This window comes from Microbacterium sp. H83, from assembly GCF_001650405.1.
Lineage (GTDB): Bacteria > Actinomycetota > Actinomycetes > Actinomycetales > Microbacteriaceae > Microbacterium.
Genome location: NZ_LWCU01000030.1, coordinates 1 through 21,398 on the forward strand (window position 1 = coordinate 1; position 21,398 = coordinate 21,398).

At 67.0% G+C, this 21,398-nt stretch carries 27 protein-coding genes; 10 read left to right on the forward strand and 17 right to left on the reverse strand.

All coding sequences use genetic code 11. The features are described 5' to 3' along the window. The 9 genes from A4X16_RS12330 to A4X16_RS12370 all read right to left on the reverse strand — a co-directional run. Positions 1 to 215 (reverse strand): transposase (locus A4X16_RS12330; protein ID WP_067120983.1); only part of this gene is annotated, 215 nt, incomplete at its 3' end. 75 nt (positions 216 to 290) lie between these two features. Continuing rightward, the gene (locus A4X16_RS12335; protein ID WP_231880356.1) at positions 291 to 731 is read right to left on the reverse strand and encodes a hypothetical protein; all 441 of its coding nucleotides are present in this window, start codon (positions 729 to 731) and stop codon (positions 291 to 293) included. A gap of 324 nt (positions 732 to 1,055) precedes the next feature. Next, positions 1,056 to 1,310 carry a hypothetical protein gene (locus tag A4X16_RS17535; RefSeq protein ID WP_081859903.1) on the reverse strand — a complete coding sequence of 85 codons (255 nt, stop codon included), beginning with the start codon at positions 1,308 to 1,310 and terminating at the stop codon, positions 1,056 to 1,058. A gap of 420 nt (positions 1,311 to 1,730) precedes the next feature. Next, a complete protein-coding gene (locus A4X16_RS12340) occupies positions 1,731 to 2,507 on the reverse strand; it encodes a F510_1955 family glycosylhydrolase (RefSeq protein ID WP_231880357.1) in 777 nt (258 codons plus the stop codon). Between the two features lie 212 nt (positions 2,508 to 2,719). Continuing rightward, entirely contained in the window at positions 2,720 to 3,316 is a 597-nt protein-coding gene (locus A4X16_RS12345) for a DUF305 domain-containing protein (RefSeq protein WP_067120987.1), read from the reverse strand. An 85-nt stretch (positions 3,317 to 3,401) separates the two neighbouring features. Beyond that, complete coding sequence (locus A4X16_RS12350; protein WP_067121011.1) at positions 3,402 to 3,836, reverse strand: DUF6153 family protein; 435 nt, start codon at positions 3,834 to 3,836, stop codon at positions 3,402 to 3,404. Positions 3,837 to 3,890: 54 nt separating this feature from the next. Then, a complete protein-coding gene (locus A4X16_RS12355) occupies positions 3,891 to 6,029 on the reverse strand; it encodes a heavy metal translocating P-type ATPase (protein ID WP_426622463.1) in 2,139 nt (712 codons plus the stop codon). A gap of 55 nt (positions 6,030 to 6,084) precedes the next feature. After that, entirely contained in the window at positions 6,085 to 6,408 is a 324-nt protein-coding gene (locus A4X16_RS12365) for a heavy-metal-associated domain-containing protein (protein ID WP_067120989.1), read from the reverse strand. A 30-nt stretch (positions 6,409 to 6,438) separates the two neighbouring features. Then, on the reverse strand, positions 6,439 to 6,720 hold the full coding sequence (locus tag A4X16_RS12370) for a metal-sensitive transcriptional regulator (RefSeq protein WP_053095982.1): 282 nt from the start codon (positions 6,718 to 6,720) through the stop codon (positions 6,439 to 6,441). Positions 6,721 to 6,935: 215 nt separating this feature from the next. Here A4X16_RS12370 and A4X16_RS17540 point away from each other — a divergent pair, with 215 nt between their 5' ends. The 6 genes from A4X16_RS17540 (at position 6,936) to A4X16_RS12395 (ending at position 11,593) form a co-directional block, all read left to right on the forward strand. Beyond that, positions 6,936 to 7,337, forward strand: a complete 402-nt coding sequence (locus tag A4X16_RS17540; protein ID WP_082914447.1) for a four-helix bundle copper-binding protein — start codon at positions 6,936 to 6,938, stop codon at positions 7,335 to 7,337. Further along, complete coding sequence (locus tag A4X16_RS12375) at positions 7,334 to 7,852, forward strand: DUF305 domain-containing protein (RefSeq protein WP_200838872.1); 519 nt, start codon at positions 7,334 to 7,336, stop codon at positions 7,850 to 7,852. The genes A4X16_RS17540 and A4X16_RS12375 overlap by 4 nt, the downstream gene beginning before the upstream one ends. Before the next feature lie 321 nt (positions 7,853 to 8,173). Next, a complete protein-coding gene (gene cmtR, locus A4X16_RS12380) occupies positions 8,174 to 8,533 on the forward strand; it encodes a Cd(II)/Pb(II)-sensing metalloregulatory transcriptional regulator CmtR (protein ID WP_036275916.1) in 360 nt (119 codons plus the stop codon). Further along, positions 8,530 to 10,455 (forward strand): heavy metal translocating P-type ATPase, encoded by a 1,926-nt coding sequence (locus tag A4X16_RS12385; protein WP_197491836.1) that lies wholly within the window; start codon positions 8,530 to 8,532, stop codon positions 10,453 to 10,455. The genes cmtR and A4X16_RS12385 overlap by 4 nt, the downstream gene beginning before the upstream one ends. Continuing rightward, entirely contained in the window at positions 10,455 to 11,063 is a 609-nt protein-coding gene (locus tag A4X16_RS12390) for a cadmium resistance transporter (RefSeq protein WP_036275918.1), read from the forward strand. Before A4X16_RS12385 ends, A4X16_RS12390 begins: the two co-directional genes overlap by 1 nt. After that, positions 11,060 to 11,593, forward strand: coding sequence for a signal peptidase II (locus A4X16_RS12395; RefSeq protein ID WP_029264099.1), 534 nt, complete (start codon positions 11,060 to 11,062; stop codon positions 11,591 to 11,593). The genes A4X16_RS12390 and A4X16_RS12395 overlap by 4 nt, the downstream gene beginning before the upstream one ends. Positions 11,594 to 11,821: 228 nt before the next feature. On the opposite strand, the gene A4X16_RS17545 is transcribed toward A4X16_RS12395, so the two are convergent. Continuing rightward, positions 11,822 to 12,133, reverse strand: a complete 312-nt coding sequence (locus A4X16_RS17545; protein ID WP_029153956.1) for a hypothetical protein — start codon at positions 12,131 to 12,133, stop codon at positions 11,822 to 11,824. Between the two features lie 459 nt (positions 12,134 to 12,592). Between A4X16_RS17545 and A4X16_RS12400 the strand changes: the two genes are divergently transcribed. Further along, entirely contained in the window at positions 12,593 to 12,985 is a 393-nt protein-coding gene (locus tag A4X16_RS12400) for an ArsR/SmtB family transcription factor (RefSeq protein ID WP_067120991.1), read from the forward strand. A gap of 1 nt (position 12,986) precedes the next feature. Continuing rightward, entirely contained in the window at positions 12,987 to 13,964 is a 978-nt protein-coding gene (locus tag A4X16_RS12405) for an SRPBCC family protein (RefSeq protein ID WP_067120992.1), read from the forward strand. Positions 13,965 to 14,138: 174 nt separating this feature from the next. On the opposite strand, the gene A4X16_RS12410 is transcribed toward A4X16_RS12405, so the two are convergent. The 6 genes from A4X16_RS12410 to A4X16_RS12435 all read right to left on the reverse strand — a co-directional run bounded on the left by A4X16_RS12410 (position 14,139) and on the right by A4X16_RS12435 (position 17,973). Further along, positions 14,139 to 14,528, reverse strand: a complete 390-nt coding sequence (locus A4X16_RS12410) for a DoxX family protein (protein WP_067120994.1) — start codon at positions 14,526 to 14,528, stop codon at positions 14,139 to 14,141. A gap of 20 nt (positions 14,529 to 14,548) precedes the next feature. Beyond that, complete coding sequence (locus A4X16_RS12415) at positions 14,549 to 15,430, reverse strand: ribonuclease H family protein (RefSeq protein ID WP_067120996.1); 882 nt, start codon at positions 15,428 to 15,430, stop codon at positions 14,549 to 14,551. 40 nt (positions 15,431 to 15,470) lie between these two features. Beyond that, positions 15,471 to 15,737 (reverse strand): hypothetical protein, encoded by a 267-nt coding sequence (locus tag A4X16_RS12420; protein WP_067120998.1) that lies wholly within the window; start codon positions 15,735 to 15,737, stop codon positions 15,471 to 15,473. Positions 15,738 to 15,859: 122 nt separating this feature from the next. After that, positions 15,860 to 16,168 (reverse strand): protealysin inhibitor emfourin, encoded by a 309-nt coding sequence (locus A4X16_RS12425; protein WP_067120999.1) that lies wholly within the window; start codon positions 16,166 to 16,168, stop codon positions 15,860 to 15,862. Further along, on the reverse strand, positions 16,143 to 17,207 hold the full coding sequence (locus A4X16_RS12430; protein WP_067121001.1) for a M4 family metallopeptidase: 1,065 nt from the start codon (positions 17,205 to 17,207) through the stop codon (positions 16,143 to 16,145). Before A4X16_RS12430 ends, A4X16_RS12425 begins: the two co-directional genes overlap by 26 nt. A 322-nt stretch (positions 17,208 to 17,529) precedes the next feature. Further along, positions 17,530 to 17,973 carry a hypothetical protein gene (locus tag A4X16_RS12435; RefSeq protein ID WP_067121003.1) on the reverse strand — a complete coding sequence of 148 codons (444 nt, stop codon included), beginning with the start codon at positions 17,971 to 17,973 and terminating at the stop codon, positions 17,530 to 17,532. A gap of 190 nt (positions 17,974 to 18,163) precedes the next feature. Between A4X16_RS12435 and A4X16_RS12440 the strand changes: the two genes are divergently transcribed. Next, positions 18,164 to 19,681, forward strand: a complete 1,518-nt coding sequence (locus tag A4X16_RS12440) for an SDR family NAD(P)-dependent oxidoreductase (RefSeq protein ID WP_067121005.1) — start codon at positions 18,164 to 18,166, stop codon at positions 19,679 to 19,681. A 152-nt stretch (positions 19,682 to 19,833) separates the two neighbouring features. Here the strand turns inward: A4X16_RS12440 and A4X16_RS12445 are convergent, their stop codons facing one another. Beyond that, on the reverse strand, positions 19,834 to 20,172 hold the full coding sequence (locus A4X16_RS12445) for a winged helix-turn-helix transcriptional regulator (RefSeq protein WP_067121007.1): 339 nt from the start codon (positions 20,170 to 20,172) through the stop codon (positions 19,834 to 19,836). Between the two features lie 77 nt (positions 20,173 to 20,249). On the opposite strand from A4X16_RS12445, the gene A4X16_RS12450 reads away from it, so the two are divergent. Next, the gene (locus A4X16_RS12450; RefSeq protein ID WP_067121009.1) at positions 20,250 to 20,906 is read left to right on the forward strand and encodes an FMN-dependent NADH-azoreductase; all 657 of its coding nucleotides are present in this window, start codon (positions 20,250 to 20,252) and stop codon (positions 20,904 to 20,906) included. Positions 20,907 to 21,398: the final 492 nt, after the last annotated feature.

Sequence of the window (21,398 nt, forward strand, 5' to 3'; positions counted from 1 at the left end):
AGAGTGGCGTTCTGCTTCTCGAGCTCCTTGAGACGCTTCGCGTCGTCGGCCTTCAGGCCGCCGTACTGGTTCCGCCACCGGTAGTACGTCTGCTCGGACACGCCGAGCTCCCGACACACCGCGGCGACGTCCGCGCCGTCGGCGAGCATCCTGTCGGCCTGCCCGAGCTTTCGGACGACCTGCTCCGGGGTGTGACGCTTCCTGCTGTTCGTCATGATCTGACCAGTCTCCCTGCCCGAACCCTCGGGCGACAGGACGACTCACACAACGACTGGACCTACAAGACGGGGTCAGTCCAAAGCTCCCTTGGCGGGGTCCCACTTGCCCGGGACGAGCACCTTGTCTCGGAACGCGGTGAGGGCGAGCACGATCGTCTCATCCGCCAGGCTCTCGGCCTCTTCGATCATCGAGCCCGGGCGGGGCTCAGGCTCCAGTGCGCCGAAGCCTTTTCGCTTCACCTCGCCACGAATCTGCCCTTTGTAGATCCACCCGCGGATGACAGCCCACCCGTACTTCGCGATCTCATTCGCGAACAGATCGTAGTTCCGGCCACGGTATCCGCTGGCCTGGAGTGCGGTCGCGAGTTCGCGGTCTCCAGCGAGCCGGTCGAAACGTTCCTCGGCGCGATCGCGGTCTGCCTCGGCCAGCCAGGCCTGATCCGTTGCCCACGCGATGAGAGTAGGAACGCGATCGGGGGACGAATGCCCTTCGGGCTCGTCGTTACCGGTCATAGCGTTCCCTCACGATCCTGGTCAGCTCATAGTCACCACGATCCCTCATATGTCCGACATTGCAGACTTCCCCTCGCCTCTCGCAAGAAAATGTTGAGCAACCTCACGGTTCGGTGCCGCCCGCCGTACACGATCGTTTGCGGCGTGGTTTCGCATTCGGTTCTACTGGTGGTGCCGCAAGCGAGGCCTCGGACCCATCTCCGCTTTCCAAAATCTCCCGCTGAAGACGCGAGTGAGCACAGCAGGAGGGAGCGTGCAGCAGACGACCCGCCGAAAACGATCGTTTCCGGCGATTTCGCGTCGCCCGTCATCGTGCGCCCGCCGTTAACGTTCGCCGGTATCTGCTTTCGGCAGACGTTTCCGGCGTTCAGGTAGCGGGTCTCGCTCGTCGTCCGCCGATGCGAGTTGGCGAGGATGGTTTCGTTCCGCGCGGAGTTGTTGCTCGATCTTGGCGTGTGCTTTTCGTTCGTTGCGGTCGGCTCTGATGATGGACCGCAGGACGAACCAGAATGCTGCGACGACGGCGATCGTGGGGATGACGGACCAAAAGGCGTTGGTCCAGTAGTCATTGAGATTCATCCGCGCCTCCCGGGGGTTCACGCAGCACGAGCGCCAGTCCGACGATCGCGAGGATGAACGCTGTTTCGTAGCTTCCGAGCGTGTATGCCCAGAGTGACCGTTGGTCTGGAACGGTTGTGTCGATGAGGAGATGAGTTGCGATCAGTGCGACGGCGGCCAGGAGAAGGAAGGCCCCGATACGTACGAGGCGATCGTGACGCCGCTGTGGGGACATGTGGCTGGTGCGCGTGGGAACGTGTGCTCGTGGACGGTGCCGAGCTGGGTGCAGGTGGCGGGTCATCTGAATATGGCTCCGATGAGGTAGAAGCTCGCAAGGGCGAGAAGCAGGGCGAGGACTGTGGCGCACGCGATGAAGACGGATATGCGTCGGAAGGGATTGCGGCGGGGGACCATGGGTGGCCGTTCTGGTGGTGGCGTTCTCTACCTGGCGGGGGCGAGGATGGTTGTGTCGTCGGCTGTGATCTGGACGATGCCGCGGTCGTCGACAACGATGAAGCGTTCGTCATCGATCGCGGTGAAGGCCTGAGCGGCCCCTTGAAGCGCGTCGAGGCGTTGCCATGTTCCTTCGGTGTTCTGTGACCAGAGGGCGCCATCGGTTCCGACTCCTGCGAGCGAGCCATTGGGTTTGGCGTCGAGTGTGTAGAGCAGCGGGGCGTCGGCGACGGGGGTGAAGGTGGCGCCGTTGTCGGTGCTGAGGAGCAGTCCTTCTTCCGCGGCGGCGTAGAGACCGTCGCCGGTGGCGGCGAGGTCTGCCGCGGCAAGTGTTGCGCCGCGGGTCCATTCGAGACCGTCGTCAGTGCTGATGAGCAGATCGACGCCATCGGAGGCGATCCCGTAGAGAGTGCCGTCTGGTCCGGCGGTGAGGACATGGAAGTCCGTACTGCCAGTGAGGGCGATCGGTGACCACGATTCGCCGAAGTCGTCACTACGAATGACACCTAGGTTCGGGGAGCCGAGCTCTGCGGGTGTCTGTGTGCCCGGGTGACCGGATGCGAAGAGGGCGTCGTCGAGGACGGTGAAGCCCATCGCGTCGAAGTCGTGGCCTCCGATGGGGCCGGTGATCGCACCCTCGGGCGTGAGGGTGAAGAGTCCTCCGTGGGTGGCTATGAAGAGGTCCTCACCGCGGGGGTCAGCGGCAACACCGTGAATGTGTTGGATAACGGGGGGGACCGCGTTGGTGCCGGAGGCCTGCGGCACGGCGCAGCCGGTGAGGGCGACGGCTGCGAGAGCGATCGCGAAAGCGGGTAGGGGCGAGTGGCGGTTCATGAGACTCCGACGTGAAGAAATGCATGCAGGTGCGCGAGCGGTACGCGAATGAGAGTCGCGACATGGCACCAGCGCGGTGGCGTGGGTTACTGCGAGAAGGCCAGTTCGGGGGTGCGGGCGAGCGCCGCACCCCCGAAGGTAGATCAGAGTGTGTCGAGGAGGTCTTTCATCGTGGCGATCTCCGTGGTCTGCGCCTCGATGATCGTCTCGGCCAGAGCGATCGCGTCGCTGTTCTGGCCGTTGTCGACCTCTTCTTGGGCCATCTCGACGGCACCCTCGTGGTGCTGAATCATCTGCTCGAGGAACAGGCGGCTGGCGTCCGCACCGGTGGCGTCCTCGAGAGCCTGCATGTCCTCTTCGGACATCATGCCGCCGCCGTGATCCATTCCCTCCATGTCGGAAGTGTCAGCGCCCCACTCTTCGAGCCACTGGTCCATCTTCTGGATTTCGGGCTCCTGCGCGGCCTTGATCTCTTCCGCAAGGGCGACGACACGTTCGTCGACGCCCTCCTTGCTGAGAAGCATGTCGGACATGTCGATGGCCTGGGCGTGGTGCTCCTTCATCATGCTGGCGAACATGATGTCGGCGTCATTGGCGTCCGCGGAGGCCGGGGCGGAGCTGCTGCTTTCGTGGTTCATACCGGGCATGTCGCCGCCGCCCGAGGTGTTACCGGCGCAGCCGGCGAGTCCAAGCACTGCGGCGAGGGTGAGTGCGGCGGTCGCCGCAAAACGGGTCTTCATGATGGGTTCTCCAAAAGTCGATGAGGGTGCCCAGCGAGAGAGGCTGGGCAAGGGCGTTACCCGCAGAAGGCGGGCGCGCCTGCCATCACGTGCGACTGATGCAGAGAACGGTGAGAGACGGAGGCCGCAGCGGATGCAGCGCATCCCGGAGGTGTAGGCGGGACACGGGCGTTCCCAGGGAGTGCGCGACGGCTCGCCACCAGGCGGACGGCCGGGCGAGCAGCACGACGACAATGAGGAGCGCGAGAACGCAGGCCATCCACGCCATGCCGTGATCGTCAGAACACGTGGCGCACCCCGCCTCGACCACCGCTGCGGCGTCGCCTGAGGCGTGCGCGGGGTGAGCGTCGGCATGCGCGGGTGCGACGGCGATGGTCTCACTGTGCCCGGAGGGCATGGTGTGCGTGTTCATCGAGTGCATCGCCAGAAGCCCGAAGATCACGGAAAAGGCGACGGCGACGACGGTCAGGAGGGTGCGGGTGAGGGTGCGCTGGTCTTGCACGCGCCGTGCGATCGTCATCAACACTGTCCCACCTCCCTTTCTTCCAGGGTACGTCGCCGCCGCCCCTGACGCCTACTTGTCGACGACGGCGTCCGGGCTGAGGTTCAGCCGTCGCAGCAACTGCGCATTCAGCGCGACAACGATCGTGGACAGTGACATCAGCACCGCACCGACGGACATCGGCAACACGAATCCGACGGGGGCGAGCACACCGGCCGCGAGGGGGACGGAGAGCAGGTTGTACCCGGCGGCCCACCAGAGGTTCTGTTTCATCTTCCGGTAACTCGCCCGCGACAGCTCAATCACGGAGATCACCGATCGAGGGTCGTCGCTGGCGAGGATGACACCCGCTGAGGCAATCGCGACGTCCGTTCCGGCACCGATCGCAATCCCCACGTCCGCCTGGGCGAGGGCGGGGGCGTCGTTCACGCCGTCACCGACCATCGCGACCTTGCGGCCTTCGTGTTGCAGTTCTTTCACCTTGGAGGCCTTGTCCTCCGGACGGACCCCGGCGAAGTACCGGTCGATACCCAGCTCGCCGGCGACGGACGCGGCGACCGCATCGGCGTCACCGGTGATCATCACCACCTGCACGCCCCGTTCGTGGAGCGCATCGACCGCGTGACGCGACTCGGACCGGATCTCATCCGCCAGGCGCAGCGCGCCCGTCACCTGACCGTCAACGAGCACGTGGAGGATGATCGCACCCTCACCGCGCCACTCGTCGGCAACCGGCAGCTCAACGGCGTGTTCTTGCTCGAGCATGTACGGGCCGCCGACCTGCACGACGTGTCCGTCGACACGGGCACGCACCCCCACGGCGGGGGAGGATTCAAAATCGGTCGATCGCGGAACGGTGAGGTTCTTCTCTTTCGCTGCGTTGACGATCGCACGGGCGAGGGGGTGCTCGGAGTCCGCTTCCGCGGCCGCCGCCCACGCGAGCAGCTGATCGGCGTCGGCCCCTGTGACGGGATCGATCGCGGTCACGGCGGGGGTGCCCTTGGTGAGCGTGCCGGTCTTGTCGAACAGGATCGTGTCGACGGTGCGCATGCTCTCCAGGGCGAGACGATCCTTGATCAGCACACCTCCACGGGCGGCGCGTTCGGTCGCTATCGACACGACCAGTGGGATCGCGAGACCCAGCGCGTGCGGGCAGGCGATGACCAGCACGGTGATGGTGCGGATCACGGCTGCCTCGGGCTGGCCGACGAGAGTCCACACAATCGCGGTGATCGCGGCAGCGCCGAGCGCGAACCAGAACAGCCACCCCGCTGCCTTATCCGCGAGTCGTTGCGCCCGCGACGATGAACTCTGCGCCTCCGTGACCAGTTTCTGGATGCCCGCGAGTGCGGTGTCTTCACCAATGGCGGTGATCTCTACCCGCACCCCGGAATCGGTGGCTACGGTTCCAGCGATTACCGGGTCACCATCGCTGCGGCGCACCGGCCGAGACTCTCCGGTGATCATCGACTCGTCCATGCTGGCCGAACCCTGCACGATCCGCCCATCCGCGGGGACCCGCCCGCCCGGACGCACCACCACCACGTCTCCGACCTGCAGATCAGCCGGTGCGACGGTGACAGTGGTGTCTCCGTCGACCTTCTCCGCCTCGTCGGGCAGCAATGCGGCGAGGGAATCCAACGCCGACGTCGTCTGGGCGAGGGAACGCATCTCGATCCAGTGGCCGAGCAGCATGATCACGATCAGCAGCGCCAGCTCCCACCAGAAATCCAGCTCGTGGTGCAGCAGCCCGATGCTCGCCCCCCAGGAGGCGAGGAACGCCACGGTGATCGCGAGGGCGATCAGCAGCATCATCCCCGGTTTGCGGGCACGAAGTTCACCGACCGCACCGGTCAGGAACGGGGCACCGCCCCACACGTACATCACCGTTCCGAGAGCCGGTGACACCCACGCGACCCACGCCGCGTCCGGCAGCGGGTACCCCAGGATCATCGAGAACATCGTCGAGAATCCGACCACCGGCACGGCGAGGAGCAGCATGATCCAGAACAGGCGCCGGAACTGCCCCACATGATCCCCGTGGCCGCCATGCCCGCCGTGACCGGCGTGATCTTCGTGGCCGCCGTGCCCGGTGTCTTCGTGCGGTGCAGCGTGATCGTGGCTCATCGCCCCATGGTCGTGCTCCGTCGTTGCCGCCGCCGTGTGGTTGCGGTGCGCGGTGTGATCGGTGTGTTCGTCGTGCTGGCTCATCGGAGACTCCTTGCTCAGGTGCGCCCGGGGTAAGCCGGACGCCGAAAGATGCAACTCAGGGCTGGCTGGTCGCGAGAGCGTAGCCGGCCTCCTCCACCGCAGCCTTCACAGCGGCGGGGTCAACCGGGGCGGTGCTGCGGATGGTCACCCGGGAGGTGCCACCCGCGTTGAGATCCACGGTGACGGACTCGACACCGTCGACAGCGCCCAGCTCCTCACTGACGCTCGATGCGCAATGCGAGCATGTCATCCCGTCGACGAGCACCTCCGATGTGACCGCAGAATCGTCGTGGACGGCTGTCTCTGTGTTCGATGGGGCAGCGCAGCATGCGCAACCAGCGTTCGCATCCGTCAGTCTCAGCTCGATGCGATCAGTCATGGTGTTCTCCTTTACTAAACAGACGTGTGGTCATGAACGAACCAGGCGGGCGATGGCTTCGTTGGCCTCACGAACCTTCTCCGCTGCGAAGTCGCCACCCTCAGCACTTGCCTGAGCGACGCAGTGACTCAGATGATCGCTCAGCAACGACAACGCCACCGTCTCCAGGGCCTTCGTCGCCGCAGAGACCTGCGTAAGGATGTCGATGCAGTACTTGTCCTCATCAACCATCCGGGAGATCCCCCGCACCTGGCCTTCGACGCGATTCAACCGCTTGCGCAGGTCGTCCTTGCTTCCGTCGTACCCGTTCATGCCTCGAGCATACCCCCTGGGGGTATGTAACTCAATGTTTTCGCTTCTATTCCCGCTAGGCGAACGTGGTCGCCGACTCTGTTCAGCTCACAGGCTGATCTGCGCAGCGCGGCGGCTTATCAATACCGGGTTACCAGACCCCAGCGGGGTATTCAAGGGCCTCAGTGCGCGGGCGATGCGAGCGTACTTTCGTGGCTCACGAAAGGAGTTCTCTCATGACCGTCACCGAAGAAATGCTCAGCACGTATCCGAAAGATCTGGGCGGAATTGATCAGAAGAAGCTCGTCGACTGCATCGACGCGTGTCTCGCGTGCGCGCAAGCCTGCACCGCATGTGCCGACGCTTGCCTCAGCGAGGACACGGTTGCTGACCTAATCAAGTGCATTCGCGCGAACCAGGACTGTGCAGACCTTTGCATAACCACCGCCCGGATCCTCTCCCGTCGCACCGGGCACGACGCCAGCGTCACCCGTGCCGCGCTCGAAGCTTGCCGAGCGGCGTGCCTGAGCTGTGCTAACGAATGTAAACAGCACACCATGCACGAACACTGCACGATCTGCGCTGAGGCATGCCGACGCTGCGAACAGGCGTGCGTTGCACTGCTGGAGTCGCTATGACAAGCCAGCACGCCGACAACGGTTCACGCCCGCCGGCCGGCCACTCCCAGGGGAAGAATCAGGGCGGGATGTCGAGCTACCTTAAGCTCGCCGTCTCGCTATCGCTCAGCTTCGTTGTGATGTACTTCCTCACGTTTGCGATGATCAACGTCCTGGACGATCTCTTCCTCAACATCAGCAACCTCTACATGGCACTGATGATGGTCTTCCCCATGGGCATCATCATGGTCATCGTCATGTGGAAGATGTTCCCGAACAAGGCCGCGAACATCAGCTTGCTCGTAGGTTTCGCCGCGCTTTTCCTTGTCGCCTTCTTCATGGGACGCTCGGAAGCGTTCGTCGGTAACGACCAGTTCCTCCGTTCCATGATCCCGCATCACTCTCGAGCGATTCTGGTGTGTGAGCAATCAGACATCAGCGACCCGGAGATCCAAGATCTCTGTGAGCAGATCATCTCGTCACAGCAGGAAGAGATCGACCAGATGAATGAGATTCTCGACCGTCTCGACGATTAGTGGGGCGTCGGCACCACCCTTGCGACGAGTGGACCGGCTACCGCGCTCATGACGAGCGGACCGGATCACCGCCGTCGACAGGGTCCGGGTCGACCAGGCAACCTTACGCCTCAGCCTTACGCGAGAGCTGCCGAAAACGATCGTTTGCGGCGCGGTGAGTGAAGGCACACCAGATCGAATGCCAGAAACGTGCGCCGTAAGCGGGTTTCGGTAGGCGTATTCGGTGGGGTGTGAGCCGGATGTACTTACACCCAGGCCCCAGAGATGTCGCCTGGGGTGAAGCCGTTCCAATAGGTCATCAATCACTGTATAGTTCAGTGTGTGCTGACTATTTCCTCACGCCTCGATGTCATGAACCGGCTCGGCCGGGCCATGGCCGATCCCACGCGTTCCCGAATCCTAATGTCTCTGCTCGGTGGACCGAGCTACCCGGCTGTGCTCTCTCGTGAGCTGGAGCTGACGCGTTCGAACGTGTCGAACCATCTCACCTGCCTGCGTGACTGCGGGATTGTCGTTGCCGAGCCGGAGGGTCGCCAGACTCGTTACGAGATCGCCGACCCGCATCTTACGGCTGCGCTCGTCGCGCTCGTGGACGTGACGCTGGCGGTCGATGAGCACGCGCCGTGCGTGGACTCTGCGTGCACGGTGGCTGGCTGCTGTGGGACGGGGGCGGACGCGTGAGCGCGGCGTGTGGCTGCGAGCACGAGCCTGCCCAGCCTGCCACTGCGGCGGAGGATGAGACCGAAGAGGTTGTGCGGCCCTGGTGGAGGGACCGTGGGATTATGGTGCCGGTCTTCTCCGGTGTCGCATTCCTGGCCGGTCTGATCCTTGAATGGTCCGGCCTCGAGATCCCGGCGCTGGTGTTGTTCTGGGCCGGTCTGCTCCTCGGTGCGTCGACGTTCACGCCCGGCGCGATCCGGAAACTGTTCAAGGGCAAGCTCGGTATCGGGCTGCTGATGACGATCAGCGCGATCGGCGCGGTCATCCTCGGCTACGTGGAGGAGGCTGCGGCTCTGGCGTTCTTGTACTCGATTGCTGAGGCGCTCGAGGACAAGGCGATGGACCGTGCCCGGGGCGGGCTGAGGGCGCTGCTGAAGCTCGTGCCGGAGACAGCGACCGTGCTGCAGAACGGCGTCTCTGCGCAGGTGCCCGCGAGAGAGCTGACGGTCGGCCAGGTCATGGTGGTCCGTCCCGGCGAGCGGATCGCAACCGACGGGATCGTCCGTTCTGGCCGCTCCAGCCTGGACACCTCGGCGATCACCGGGGAGTCGATCCCCGTCGAGGTCGAGCCCGGCGATGCGGTGTCGGCCGGTGCGATCAACAGCGCCGGCGCGCTGGAGGTCGAAACGACCGCTGCGGGCACCGACAACTCGCTCACCACGATCGTGGAGCTGGTCGAGAAGGCGCAGACCGAGAAGGGCGAGCGTGCACGTCTCGCGGACAGGATCGCCCGCCCGCTCGTACCCGGCGTTCTGATCCTCGCAGCGCTCGTCGCGATCATCGGGTCGCTGCTGGGCGATCCAGAGGTGTGGATCACCCGCGCGCTTGTCGTGCTGGTCGCCGCTTCTCCGTGTGCGCTGGCGATCTCGGTGCCGCTGACGGTCGTCGCCGCGATCGGCGCAGCAAGCAAGTTCGGCGTGATCATCAAGTCCGGCGCCGTCTTCGAGCGCTTCGGCACGGTCCGCCACGTCGCGGTCGACAAGACCGGCACCCTCACCCGCAACGAACCTGCGGTCACCGCGGTGCTCACTGCGAACGGCGTGACCGAGACACAGGCGCTGGCCTGGGCGGCCGCACTGGAGCAGCACAGCACGCATCCCCTTGCCTCTGCGATCACCGCCGCGGCCCCGGGCACACCGGCAGCTGCAGATGTGACCGAGCAGGCCGGGCACGGCATCGACGGCACTGTCGGCGGATCGAGAATCACCGTCGGCAGTCCTCGCTGGCTGGACGCGGGCGACCTCGGGAAGCAGGTCGCGGAGTTGGAGGAGCAGGGCATGACCGTCGTGATCGTCCACCGCGATGGAACCCCCGTCGCCGCGATCGGCGTCCGCGACGAACTGCGCCCTGAAGTCCCCGAGGTAGTCCGGACGCTCACCAACCAAGGCGTCGGCGTGACGATGCTCACCGGAGACAACGCCCGCACCGCTCGTGCACTGGCCGCGCAGGCCGGGATCAGCAACGTGCGCGCGGAACTGCGTCCCGAGGATAAGGCAACCGCGATCGGCGAGCTGTCAAAGGCGGGGCCGGTCGCGATGATCGGCGACGGAATCAACGACGCACCGGCCCTCGCTGGCGCAGACATCGGTATCGCGATGGGCGCCACCGGCTCCGACGCGGCAATCGAATCCGCCGACGTGGCCTTCACCGGCCATGATCTGCGCCTCATCCCGCGAGCGTTCGATCACGCCCGCCGCGGTCGACGGATCATCAACCAGAACATCATCCTGTCGCTGCTGATCATCACTGCACTGCTCCCGCTCGCGCTCTTCGGCGTCCTGGGGCTCGCGGCCGTCGTCCTGGTCCACGAGGTCGCGGAGGTCATCGTGATCCTCAACGGTCTGCGCGCCGCACGCACCCGCACGCCACGACTGGAAAGCTGATGCTCGCAACTATCGGTTCAGCGATCGGCCTGTTCGCGGCAACCAACATCGACGACATTGTCGTGCTCACCGTGCTGTTCCTGGCTTCCAGTCGAGGGAAGCCCCGGCCGTGGCAGATCGTCGCGGGCCAGTATCTCGGGTTCATCACCCTCGTCGTGATCAGCGTGATCGCCGCTCTCGGTCTCACCATCGTTCCGGACGAATGGGTCGGTTTCCTGGGTCTGATCCCGCTCGGCATCGGCATCTGGACGCTCATTCGCGGCCTGCGCCGTAACAGCGATGACGATGATGACGACTCCAAGATCACCGCGGTCGGACTATGGGGCGTCGCAGGGATCACGATCGCCAACGGGGCCGACAACATCTCCCTCTACACGCCGATCTTCCGCACCAGCGCCCCCAGCGACGTCGCGATCATGATCGTCGTATTCCTGATCCTCGTCGCGGTCTGGTGCGCGGCCGGCCGGCTGATCGGCACCAACAAGGCTGTTACCGAGGGGCTGGAGCGCGTCGAGCACTGGCTCGTACCGGCCGTGTTCATCGGCCTGGGCCTGTTCATCCTGATCGAATCTGGGGTCATCGTCCGTCTGATCGAGGTGCTCGCATGACCTCCTCCCAGTCAGAGGCTCATCCGCCCGCTGCGCGCAAGCTGTCGTCGACCCGGCGGCGGCAGCTCACTGGTGGAGCGCTCTTGATCGCCGTGGTCGTCGTGCTGATCGATCAGGGAACCAAGGTGTGGGCCGAAGCGACCCTCACCGACCGTGAGCGCATCCCGCTGATCGGTGACCTGCTGGGTTTGCAGCTCGCCTACAACCCCGGAGCGGCATTCTCCTTCGGGGAAGGCTTCACCTGGGTGTTCGCGCTGCTCGCTGTCGCCGCCACGGTCACAGCGATCGTGTTCGCGTTCCGAGTGCAACGCGTGAGATGGGCGATCGTCATCGGCGCGCTCGGCGGCGCTTCCGCCTCACACGCAGGCGACCGCCTTTTCCGGGACCCCGGATTCGCCCGTGGTCACGTCGTGGACTTCCTCGCCTACGGAAACTGGTTCATCGGCAACATCGCCGACATCGTAATCTTCGCCGCAGCGATCACCGGAGCAGTTTTCATGATCCGCGCCGGGGATGAGAGCACCGAGTGAGATCCGTTGTGCGGTGGTGGGACACCCATCAACTCGCCCTCTACATCGGCGCGATCGCCGTGGGCAGCCGTTGAGTGAGTTCACGCTTAGGCAGGCGGGCGGTCGCGATGTAGGCGCAGAGCCACCCACCAGCCGCATCGTCGACAGATGAAAGCGCGATCGTCTCCGAGTGCGTGCAGCTTCTTGCGTGGCAGATGTCGCCCGCAGCACGTGCACGCAACGTCCTCGTCAGTCGCCATGAGCGGAGAGCGCCTCTCGAATCTGTTCAACCGTTGGCATCCCGGCCAGCCCAGCAGGGGTGCTGTAAATACGGCAGGCGAGGTCATTGCTTCGCCCCGACCCCGGAAAGAGATCGTTGCCATCCAGGGTGATCGTGGGGGAGCCCGCGAACGAGACTGCGCCCGCGTCCTCCTCCGTCCGGATGAGTCGGTAGTGAACCTCCGATTCGTCGTGGCCTGTTTCTCGTAGCGCCTCAGAAACACGACGGCCAGCCTCAACCCAGCTGGGGCAACCGGCGATATAAAGCAGCTCAATCTCCACGACTCAATCATCCTCGACTTCGCTGTTGATGTCGTGCCCGGGCTACCACCGAAAACGATCGTTTGCGGCCGGGCACCCGTGGTGGTGCTGGGGAAGTGCGACACGCCGAGCGTCGCCCCGCCGTAACCCCCTGCCGAAACGTTAGGGCGCCGAAACGGGTGGTGTATGGGTTTCGGCGCAGGTTCTGCCGACCGCCAACCATCCGTATTCGGGGTCTGGATGTGCGCGCGTTTTGACCGTCGTCCTGCATGAGTCGGCCTGACGATCTGACTTTCCTCGCGACCGCAGCTGGCTTCATTGCCACTCCGAAGGGAGGCGGCCCCCAGCACTCTGCTTTAGATCGGACTCAGTCCGGCTCGGCCTCGGGTAGTCCGATGTAAAGCATCTAGTCCGATCTAAAGCCGCAAGTCACAATGAATCGCTTGACAGGGTTCTCGCCCAGGCATAACGTACAACCAAATGGTTGCACAACGACAACTGAGCGAAGCGGAGATCGACCGTGTGTTCCACGCACTGGCGGCGTCGACCCGGCGCGACATCCTGCGCCGGACGATCGAACGGGAGCAGTCCGTCTCGACCCTCGCCTCCGAATACGAGATGTCGTTCGCTGCCGTGCAGAAGCATGTCGCGGTGCTCGAAGCGGCCGACCTCATCGTCAAGCGCGCCGAGGGACGCGAGCGGCTCGTCCGCGCGAACCCCGAGATGATCGCCCGCGCCAGGGCGCTCCTCGCCCGATACGAAGAGCTGTGGCGGTCGCGCATCGCCCGGCTCGACGAACTGCTGGCCGAGCCGGCGGCATCCGAGCGCACCACCTCCGACACCGACACCACACGAAACGAAGAAGGAGACTGACATGCCCGTCACTGACGTCCGCACCGATGCGGACACCCTCACCATGACCGTCGTCGCCGATTTCGCGGCGCCGATCGAACGCGTCTGGAGCGCGTACAGCGATCCGCGTCAGCTCGAGCGCTTCTGGGGACCTCCCGGATGGCCGGCCACCTTCACCTCCTTCGACCACACGGTCGGCGGCCGCGCGACCTACACGATGAACGGTCCACGCGGCGAGACCTCGTCGGGGTCATGGGAGTTCCTCTCCATCGACGCGCCGAAGAGCTTCGAGGTCCTCGACTCGTTCGCCGACGAGAACGGCCAGCCGCTCGACGGATTCCCGGCGCAGCGCATGTCCTTCGCGTTCGAGTCGACGGCCGACGGCACCCGCATGGTGACCACGAGCCACTTCGACTCGGTCGAGGCGCTCGAGCAGGTCGTCGAGATGGGTCAGGTCGAGGGCATCACGCTCGCGATGAGCCAGCTCGACGCCGTTCTCCAGGACCTCCGGGACTACGCCCAGGGCAAAGGCACGCAGGTCACCCTGCTGGACGACACCCACGTGCGGATCACCCGTCTCGTCGAGGGTCCGCGCGAGCTGGTGTGGCGCGCGCACAACGAGCCCGAGCTCATGAAGCAGTGGCTGCTCGGACCGGACGGCTGGGAGATGACCGAGTGCACCGTCGCGACCGAGGTCGGGCAGACCTACCGCACCCGCTGGGCGCCGGTCGGCGACACCGAGGGCGAGCCGTTCGGCTTCGAGGGCGAGGCGCTGCTCATCGACGCTCCGCGCCGGTCGGTGCAGACGGAGCGGATGATCGGGATGCCGGTCGAGACGCTCAACGACCTCAACCTCTACGAAGAGGACGGCGCGACGCTCATCACCCTCTACGTCGAGTACCCCGACAAGGAGACGCGCGACATGATCCTCGCCACCGGCATGGCCGACGGCATGGAGGCGTCGTACGAGCGGCTGGAACGGGAGCTGCTCGCGGTCTGACGCCCCGCGTTCCGTTCAGGCCTTCCGTCGCGGCGGGCACGATTCAGCACGAACGGCCCGCCCGGGGGTGAGATCAGCCGAATCCGGCCTGTTCGACGGCATTCATGCTGAATCGTGAACCGGAGGACGAGGTGACCTGCGGCGCGGCGGGGTGGCGGACGCCGGCGGGCCCCGTCAGCGGCGTGCGGGACGCGTCGACCAGAGCGCGAGCGCCACGAGCACGGGCTGGAAGAACAGCCGGACGAAGCGCTTCATGTCGGTGTCGAGGCCGAAGCCGTCGCGGTGATGCATCCACTGCGCGACGTTGCCGGGGAAGACGGCGATGAAGAACAGCGCCGCGATCACGCCGACCGTGCGGCGGTGTCCGTGGGCGAAGAGGAGCGCCGAACCCAGCGCGACCTCGGCGACGCCGGATGCGAGAACGGTCGTGTCCGGATCGAGGGGCACCGACTCCGGCACCTGCGCCCGGAACTCGTCACGAGCGAAGGTCAGGTGCGAGATACCCGCGAAGACGAGCGACGAACCGAGAAAGAGACGACCGATCATGCGTGCGGTGTTCGACATGGTGCGAGTGTACGCGGCGGTCAGATGAGCCGACGCAGAGCCTCTTCGAGCGAGATGCCCTGAGCCTTCGCACGGTCGGCGAGGCGCGCGTGCTCGTCACCCGAGAGCGTCACCCGCAGCTCGACCGGATCGGATGCCGGTTCGTCGTCGAGACCCTCGAACAGGTCGGAGGCCTCCGCCCAGAGCGGTTCGGCGACGGTCGCCGCGGATGCCGGGGAGCCCGCGGTCGCGGCGGCCGACGCATGGGCGCTGTTCGCCCCTGATCCCGCGGACCAGCCGTCGTCCGCACCGCTGCGCACCGCGTCCGCCTCGACCGCATCAGCCCACGCGGCATCGTCGGTGTCGATCCAGCCGTCGACGGTCGCGGAACCCGAACCCGTCGATCCGGCACCCGCGGCGATCGCGGCGGATCCCGCGGCGGCGGCACCGGCATCCGTCGCGAGCGTGAAACCCGGCCCTCGGCGCGGCTCCTGCTTCGCCTGGTAGGCCTTGGCTGCGGCGTTCGCGCGCTCGTCGGCCGCCTCGTTGAGCGGGTGGCCCGCGTGGCCCTTGACCCAGGAGAACTCGACGTCGCGCCCGCGGATGGCCTCGTCGATGCCTTCGAGCAGCTCGCGGTTGAGCACCGGCCCGCCGTCGGACTTGCGCCAGCCCTTGCGCTTCCACCCCGGCATCCACTTGGTCACCGAGTCGATCACGTAGCGGCTGTCGCATTCGATCAGCAGCTTCTCGGAGATGCCCGCCGTCGCCCGCAGCAGCTCGAGCACGGCCTGCAGCTCGCCCTGGTTGTTGGTGCCGTGCGGTGATCCGCCGGCGGCCCAGTTCGCGTCGTCGATGTACCAGGCCCAGCCGTTCGGGCCGGGATTGCCCAGGGCGGAGCCGTCTGCGGCGGCGGTGATCGTCATCCCCCCACCGTAGCCGGGGCGGACGACAGCGCTGCGCCGGTCAGTCGACGCTGATGTCGTCGGTGCTGTCGTCGCCGTCGCCGTCGTCGGGCTCGCGGTTCTCGACCGATCGCGCCGCAGGAGGCGGCGGCGCCACCGGGAACACGATCGAGGTCACGGAACCTCCGGACTCGAGGCCCATGCCGAGCGACAGCGGATCGACCGTCGGCGACGTCTCGAGCACCTCGGACTCCGAGCGCTCGAGCGGCTCGGACGGCAGCTTCCACTGGTTCTCTTGTTCTTCCGGACGGTGCTGGAACAGACCCATGCATCCAGTCTGACCCCGCACGAGCGCCACGCGGGAGTATTCACACGCGATTGATCGGATGCCGGATGCCGGATGCCGGATGCTCGCCGCGCAGTGATCCGGCCCTTCGGGCCCTTCGGGCGTCAGGCGGAGGCTGCGGCGCGGACCGCGTCGACCAGGTCGCGCCACGGACCGTCCAGCGCAGAATCCGGCAGTTCCCGCTCGCGGCGTTCCGACGGCGTCCGGGCGCGGATCAGCCAGACGAACCGGTCGGCACCGGCGTCGGCACCCGCATCGGCATCCCACGGGCAGTTGTCGATCATGGCGATCCACTCGGAGGTCTCGGCGGGCTCCGGTTCGACCCGCCACTGACGACGGATGCCGGCGATGCCGCCCGACCTCACCACGGCGACGACCACCCTGTCGTCAGTCTGAGGTGCGCTCTCGCTCATCCTCATAGACTCCCACGGTCGTCCACGCGCGTCGAGCGGCTGCGGCGGTGGCCTCGTCCACCTCGGTCGCGGCCGCCACGGTGGCGTCGGCGAACTCCGTGAAGGTGGCGGTACTCGACAGGCCCCCCGTCAGGGCGCGGTACCAGACCGTTCCGGCCGTCTCCCACGCGTTGCCGCCGAGGTCGATCGCGAAGACCGCGAACGCCCGATTCGGGATGCCGGAGTTGATGTGCACGCCGCCGTTGTCCTCGGTCGTGCGGACGAAGTCCCGCATGTGCGCGGGCTGCGGGTCCTTGCCGAGCTCGTCGTCGTCATAGGCGGTGCCGGGCTCGATCATCGACCGCAGGGCGACGCCTTCGACGGCATCCGTGAAGATCTCCGCTCCGATCAGCCAGGTCGCGTCGGCGGCGTTCTGGCCGAGGAGATACTGCTCGGTCAGCGCACCGAACACGTCGGCGACCGACTCGTTGAGCGCTCCGGGCTGACCCTGGTACTCGAGGTTCGCGGTGTGCTGGACCACCCCGTGCGCGAGCTCGTGCCCGATGACGGTGGTCGAGCGGGTGAAGCCCGTGAACACCTCGCCGTCGCCGTCGCCGAAGACCATGCGCTCGCCGTCCCAGAACGCGTTGTCGTAGTCGACGCCGTAGTGGACGGTGGCGTCGAGCGGGGCGCCGGCGTCGTCGAGCGAGTTGCGGCCGAACGCGGTGAGGAGGAGTTCGAAGGTGGCGCCGAGGCCGTCGAAGGCCTCGTTGACGGAGGCATCTGCGACGGGGGCGTCGTCTTCGCTCCGGACCACGGCTCCCGGGAGGTCCTGCGTGTTGCCGGCGTCGCTGATCGTGCGGTTCGGCGCATCGGAGAGCTGGGCCACGAGGTCGCCGTTCTCGTCGATCGACAGGTCGATGCGCGCTCGGAACGGAGGGCGGCCCGCCGTCAGGGTCTGGCGCGCGGCGGCGGCGGCACGCGGGTAGCGGCCCGACTCGGCGAGGCGCGCGAGCAGGTAGGAAGGGACGACTCCGTGAAGGGGGGTGTGGCTGCTCATGCTCAGACCCTACGCCGGGGGTCCGACGTCGCGGCGAGCGGATGCGGGGCGTCGGCGAGCACGTCGGATCAGGTCGGAGCATCGCGTCGACGGCACCGCCTCGGGCGGAGAGCTCCCCGTTGGGCGGACGGATGCCGGGTGGGAGTCCGCCCGAGATGGAGAAGTCCGCCCGTCACGGTGAGGGGCGGTCGGCCTGCTTTCGCGCACGGTGTCGGGCGGAGAACTCCCCATCGGGCGGACGGACCATGGACAGGGTTCCGCCCATCACAGAGAAGTCCTCCCATCGCGGTCGCGCGGGGCAGGGGTCGACCTGGTCGCGTCGTCAGTCCTTCTCGATCGCCGTCACCGTCGTGCGGAACCCGCCCGACTCCCATCGCACCGGCTGCCCCGGGTGGCCGAGCGAGAACCAGAAGGTGCTGTCGATCGTGTCGTACCGCAGGCAGTCGACCTCGCCGAGGTCGAGGGTGAGCCGCTCCGGCGACACCGAGGTCGTGCCGACCTCGAACGCCGCGTGCCGCTGCAGCTCGACCCAGGTCACGCGGCCCGACGTCACGTCACCGGGGGAGTCGGCGTCCCAGCGCTCGAGCGTCGCGCCCTCGGCATCCGTCTCGCTGAATCTGTTCACGCGGAATGCGTGCGTGCCGTCGGGCCGGTCGACGCGCAGGCGGATCGTCGTGCCTCGCCCGGTCGCGTCGCGGATCTCATCGGCGGTGAAGGGCGTCGGCAGCAGACCGGGGCCCAGCATGTGCGGATCGGAGGCGCTCATACGGACATTCTCCGCCTCCACGCGTGCACATTTCAGCAGATTCCGTGACGTTCCCGGTGTGCACCGGCGCCATCCCGAGTGCCGCCTCTCGCCGACAGCGCGACGATGCTGAGACGTGCACGCCCACGCGCCGAGCGGCGACCGGACCGCCCCGCCGGAACCCCCAGGTTCCTCGCGTAAAATCGGCCCAATGACCGACGCCCCCGATGCCGCTCCCGACCTCGGCCCGGGCATCGACCCCGACGACCTCGCCACGACGCTCCGCGTGCTGTCCGAGCTGCACAGGGTCGACAACCAGCATCCCGACTTCATCGCCGTGCGCCACGCGACCGCCGCGATGTTCAAGGACGTCAAGCGCGTGCGCCGCAAGGAGATCCGCGACGCGATCGCAGAGGCCGACAAGGCCGTCGTCGCCCGCACCGCGACCGGCGCCCCTGACCGCATCGACGACGAGACCCGTGGCAACGACCTCGCCTCCAGCGTCGTCGGCGCCCCGATCGCCGGCGAGCTGCTGAAGCCCCGCAACTGCTACATCTGCAAGCAGCCCTACACGCTCGTCGACGCGTTCTATCACCAGCTCTGCCCGAGCTGCGCGCGCTTCAGCCACGGCAAGCGCAACGCCCGCACCGACCTCACCGGCAAGCGCGCGCTGCTCACCGGAGGCCGCGCCAAGATCGGCATGCACATCGCGCTGCGGCTGCTGCGCGACGGCGCCCACACGACGATCACGACCCGCTTCCCCCGCGATGCGGTGCGCCGCTTCTCGGCTCTCCCCGACGCGTCGGACTGGCTGCACCGCCTGCGCGTGGTCGGCATCGATCTGCGTGACCCCGCCCAGGTGATCGGCCTCGCCGACTCCGTCGCCGCACAGGGACCTCTCGACATCCTCATCAACAACGCCGCGCAGACCGTGCGGCGCTCGCCGGGTGCATACTCCCTGCTGGCGGATGCCGAGCTGCAGCCGCTTCCCGACGGTCCGCTGCCCGAGATGGAGACGTTCGGGCACACCGCCGACCCGCATCCGCAGGCCCTGCAGGCGTCGGTCGACGCGCATCCACTGCTGTCGGTCGCGGCCCTCGGCGGCACGGTCGCCGAGCAGGGCGGCCAGGCGCTGACCGCCGAGGACCTCGCGCGGCTCGCGATGGCCCCCGGATCGTCGTCGCTCGAGAAGCACGCCGACGGCACCGCGATCGATGCCGGCGGACTGGTGCCGGACGTCAACCGCGTCAACAGCTGGGTGCAGTCGGTCGACCAGGTCGATCCTCTCGAGATGCTCGAGGTGCAGCTCGCGAACACGACCGCGCCGTTCCTGCTCATCAGTCGACTGCGCGCATCGATGGCCGCGTCGTCGTCGCGCCGCAAGTACGTCGTGAACGTCTCGGCGATGGAGGGGCAGTTCTCGCGCCGGTACAAGGGGCCGGGGCATCCGCACACGAACATGGCGAAGGCCGCGCTCAACATGCTCACGCGCACGAGCGCGGGCGAGATGCTCGAGACCGACGGCATCCTGATGACCGCGGTCGACACCGGCTGGATCACCGACGAGCGCCCGCACTACACGAAGGTGCGTCTGGCCGAGGAGGGCTTCCACGCCCCGCTCGATCTCGTCGACGGAGCAGCGCGCGTGTACGACCCGATCGTGCGCGGCGAGGCCGGCGAGGACATCCAGGGCGTCTTCCTGAAGGACTACGAGCCCAGCCCCTGGTGACCCCGGGGCGGGGTGCGGGTAGCCGGTTCACTCCGGGGGCCGACGCGCCACGCGTCGGACATGTCGCCGTCTCGCGTCCTGCGTCCGGTGTGTCGGCCCCCGAAGTGACGGGCGTCGACGCGCGAACGTGAACGGGCTTCGGATGCCGTCGGCTACCGCGCCCTGACCTCGAGGTTCTCGGACGCCCAGGTCCCCAGCTGGCCGAGGATCGGCACCAGACCCCTGCCGCTGTCGGTGAGCGCATACGACACCGTGACCGGCGGCCCGGCGTCGACCGTGCGGGCGACGAGTCCGGCATCCGCCAGCTCGGCGAGCCGGTCGGAGAGCACGGTGTCGCTGATGCCGGAGACCGCCCGACGCAGCGACACGAAGGTAGACGGTCCGCCGCCGAGGGTCGACACGATCATGCCGTTCCAGCGCTTGCCGAGCACGCTGAAGGCCAGTGTGACGGCGGCGTCGCACACATGACTCTCTTCGTCGACCTCGGCCATGCCCCCATCCTACCTGTGCTAGGTTTACACGAGTCGCTAAGAAAAACAGAGTGACTACGAAAAACGAAAGGTCGGTCATGTCCCTGTTCCGTCTGGATGCCAGCATCCTGCCCGCGTCGTCCGCCAGCCGCTCGCTCGCCGACCTCGTCGAGGCCGAGTGGACCGCGTCCCACCCCGACTCCACCGTGACGCGCCGCGACCTCGCGGCCGACCCGGTGCCCGCCACCGCCTGGGCGGATGCCGTCACCGGCGGCTTCGTCGACGAGGCGCAGCGCACCCCCGCGCAGAACGAGGCGCGGGCCCTCGCCACGACCTTCGCCGACGAGCTCATCGGCGCCGACGCGCTGCTCTTCGCCGTGCCGCTCTACAACTACGGCGTCTCGCAGCACTTCAAGACCTGGTTCGACCTGGCCTACACCGACTCGCGCATCGACCCGCAGGGCACGGCGCTTCGCGGCAAGCCGGCCACGCTCGTGACCGTGCTCGGCGGCAACTACGCCCCCGGCACTCCCAAGGAGGGCTGGGACCACTCCACCGGCTGGCTCCGCCGCGTGCTCGAGGACGTCTGGGGCCTCGACCTCCGCGTCGTCGAGCGGCCCTTCACCCTGGTCGGCGTGAACCCGGCCCTCGACGCCTTCGCCGACACCGCGCGCGAGCTCAAGGAGAACGCCGAGACGGATGCTCGCACCTACGGCCGCGAGCTGGCCGCGCTGCGCGGCGACCAGGTCGCCTGACCGCATCCGCTCCGTTCATCGGGCCCGACTCCTGCACGGCATCCGTGTGGGGGCGGGCCCGTTGTCGTGATCTGGGTCGATGGTCTCGCCGGCGATCCGGCCTCGAACCCTGACCGTTTTTCCCTCGCGCGCTCGCGTGTCCTCGCTCGCTCCCTCGCTCCTGCGCTTGCGTGTGCATGCCGAGAATCGGTGTGCATGCCGAATGGGGCGATCTCGGCATGCAGCAGCTCATCGAGCATGCATACGACAGGGGTCGCGCGCCGCGAGGGGGCGAGAGCGGACGTGCCGGCCCTGGTCTCGCCTGCAACCCGAACCCAAATCCGGACCCGGATACGGACCCGAACCCGGACCCGAACCCCGACCTGAACCGGTTCGTCCTTCCTTCGCTTGCGTGTGCATGCCGAGAATCGGTGTGCATGCCGAATGGGGCGATCTCGGCATGCAGCAGCTCATCGAGCATGCATACGACAGGGGTCGCGCGCCGCGAGGGGG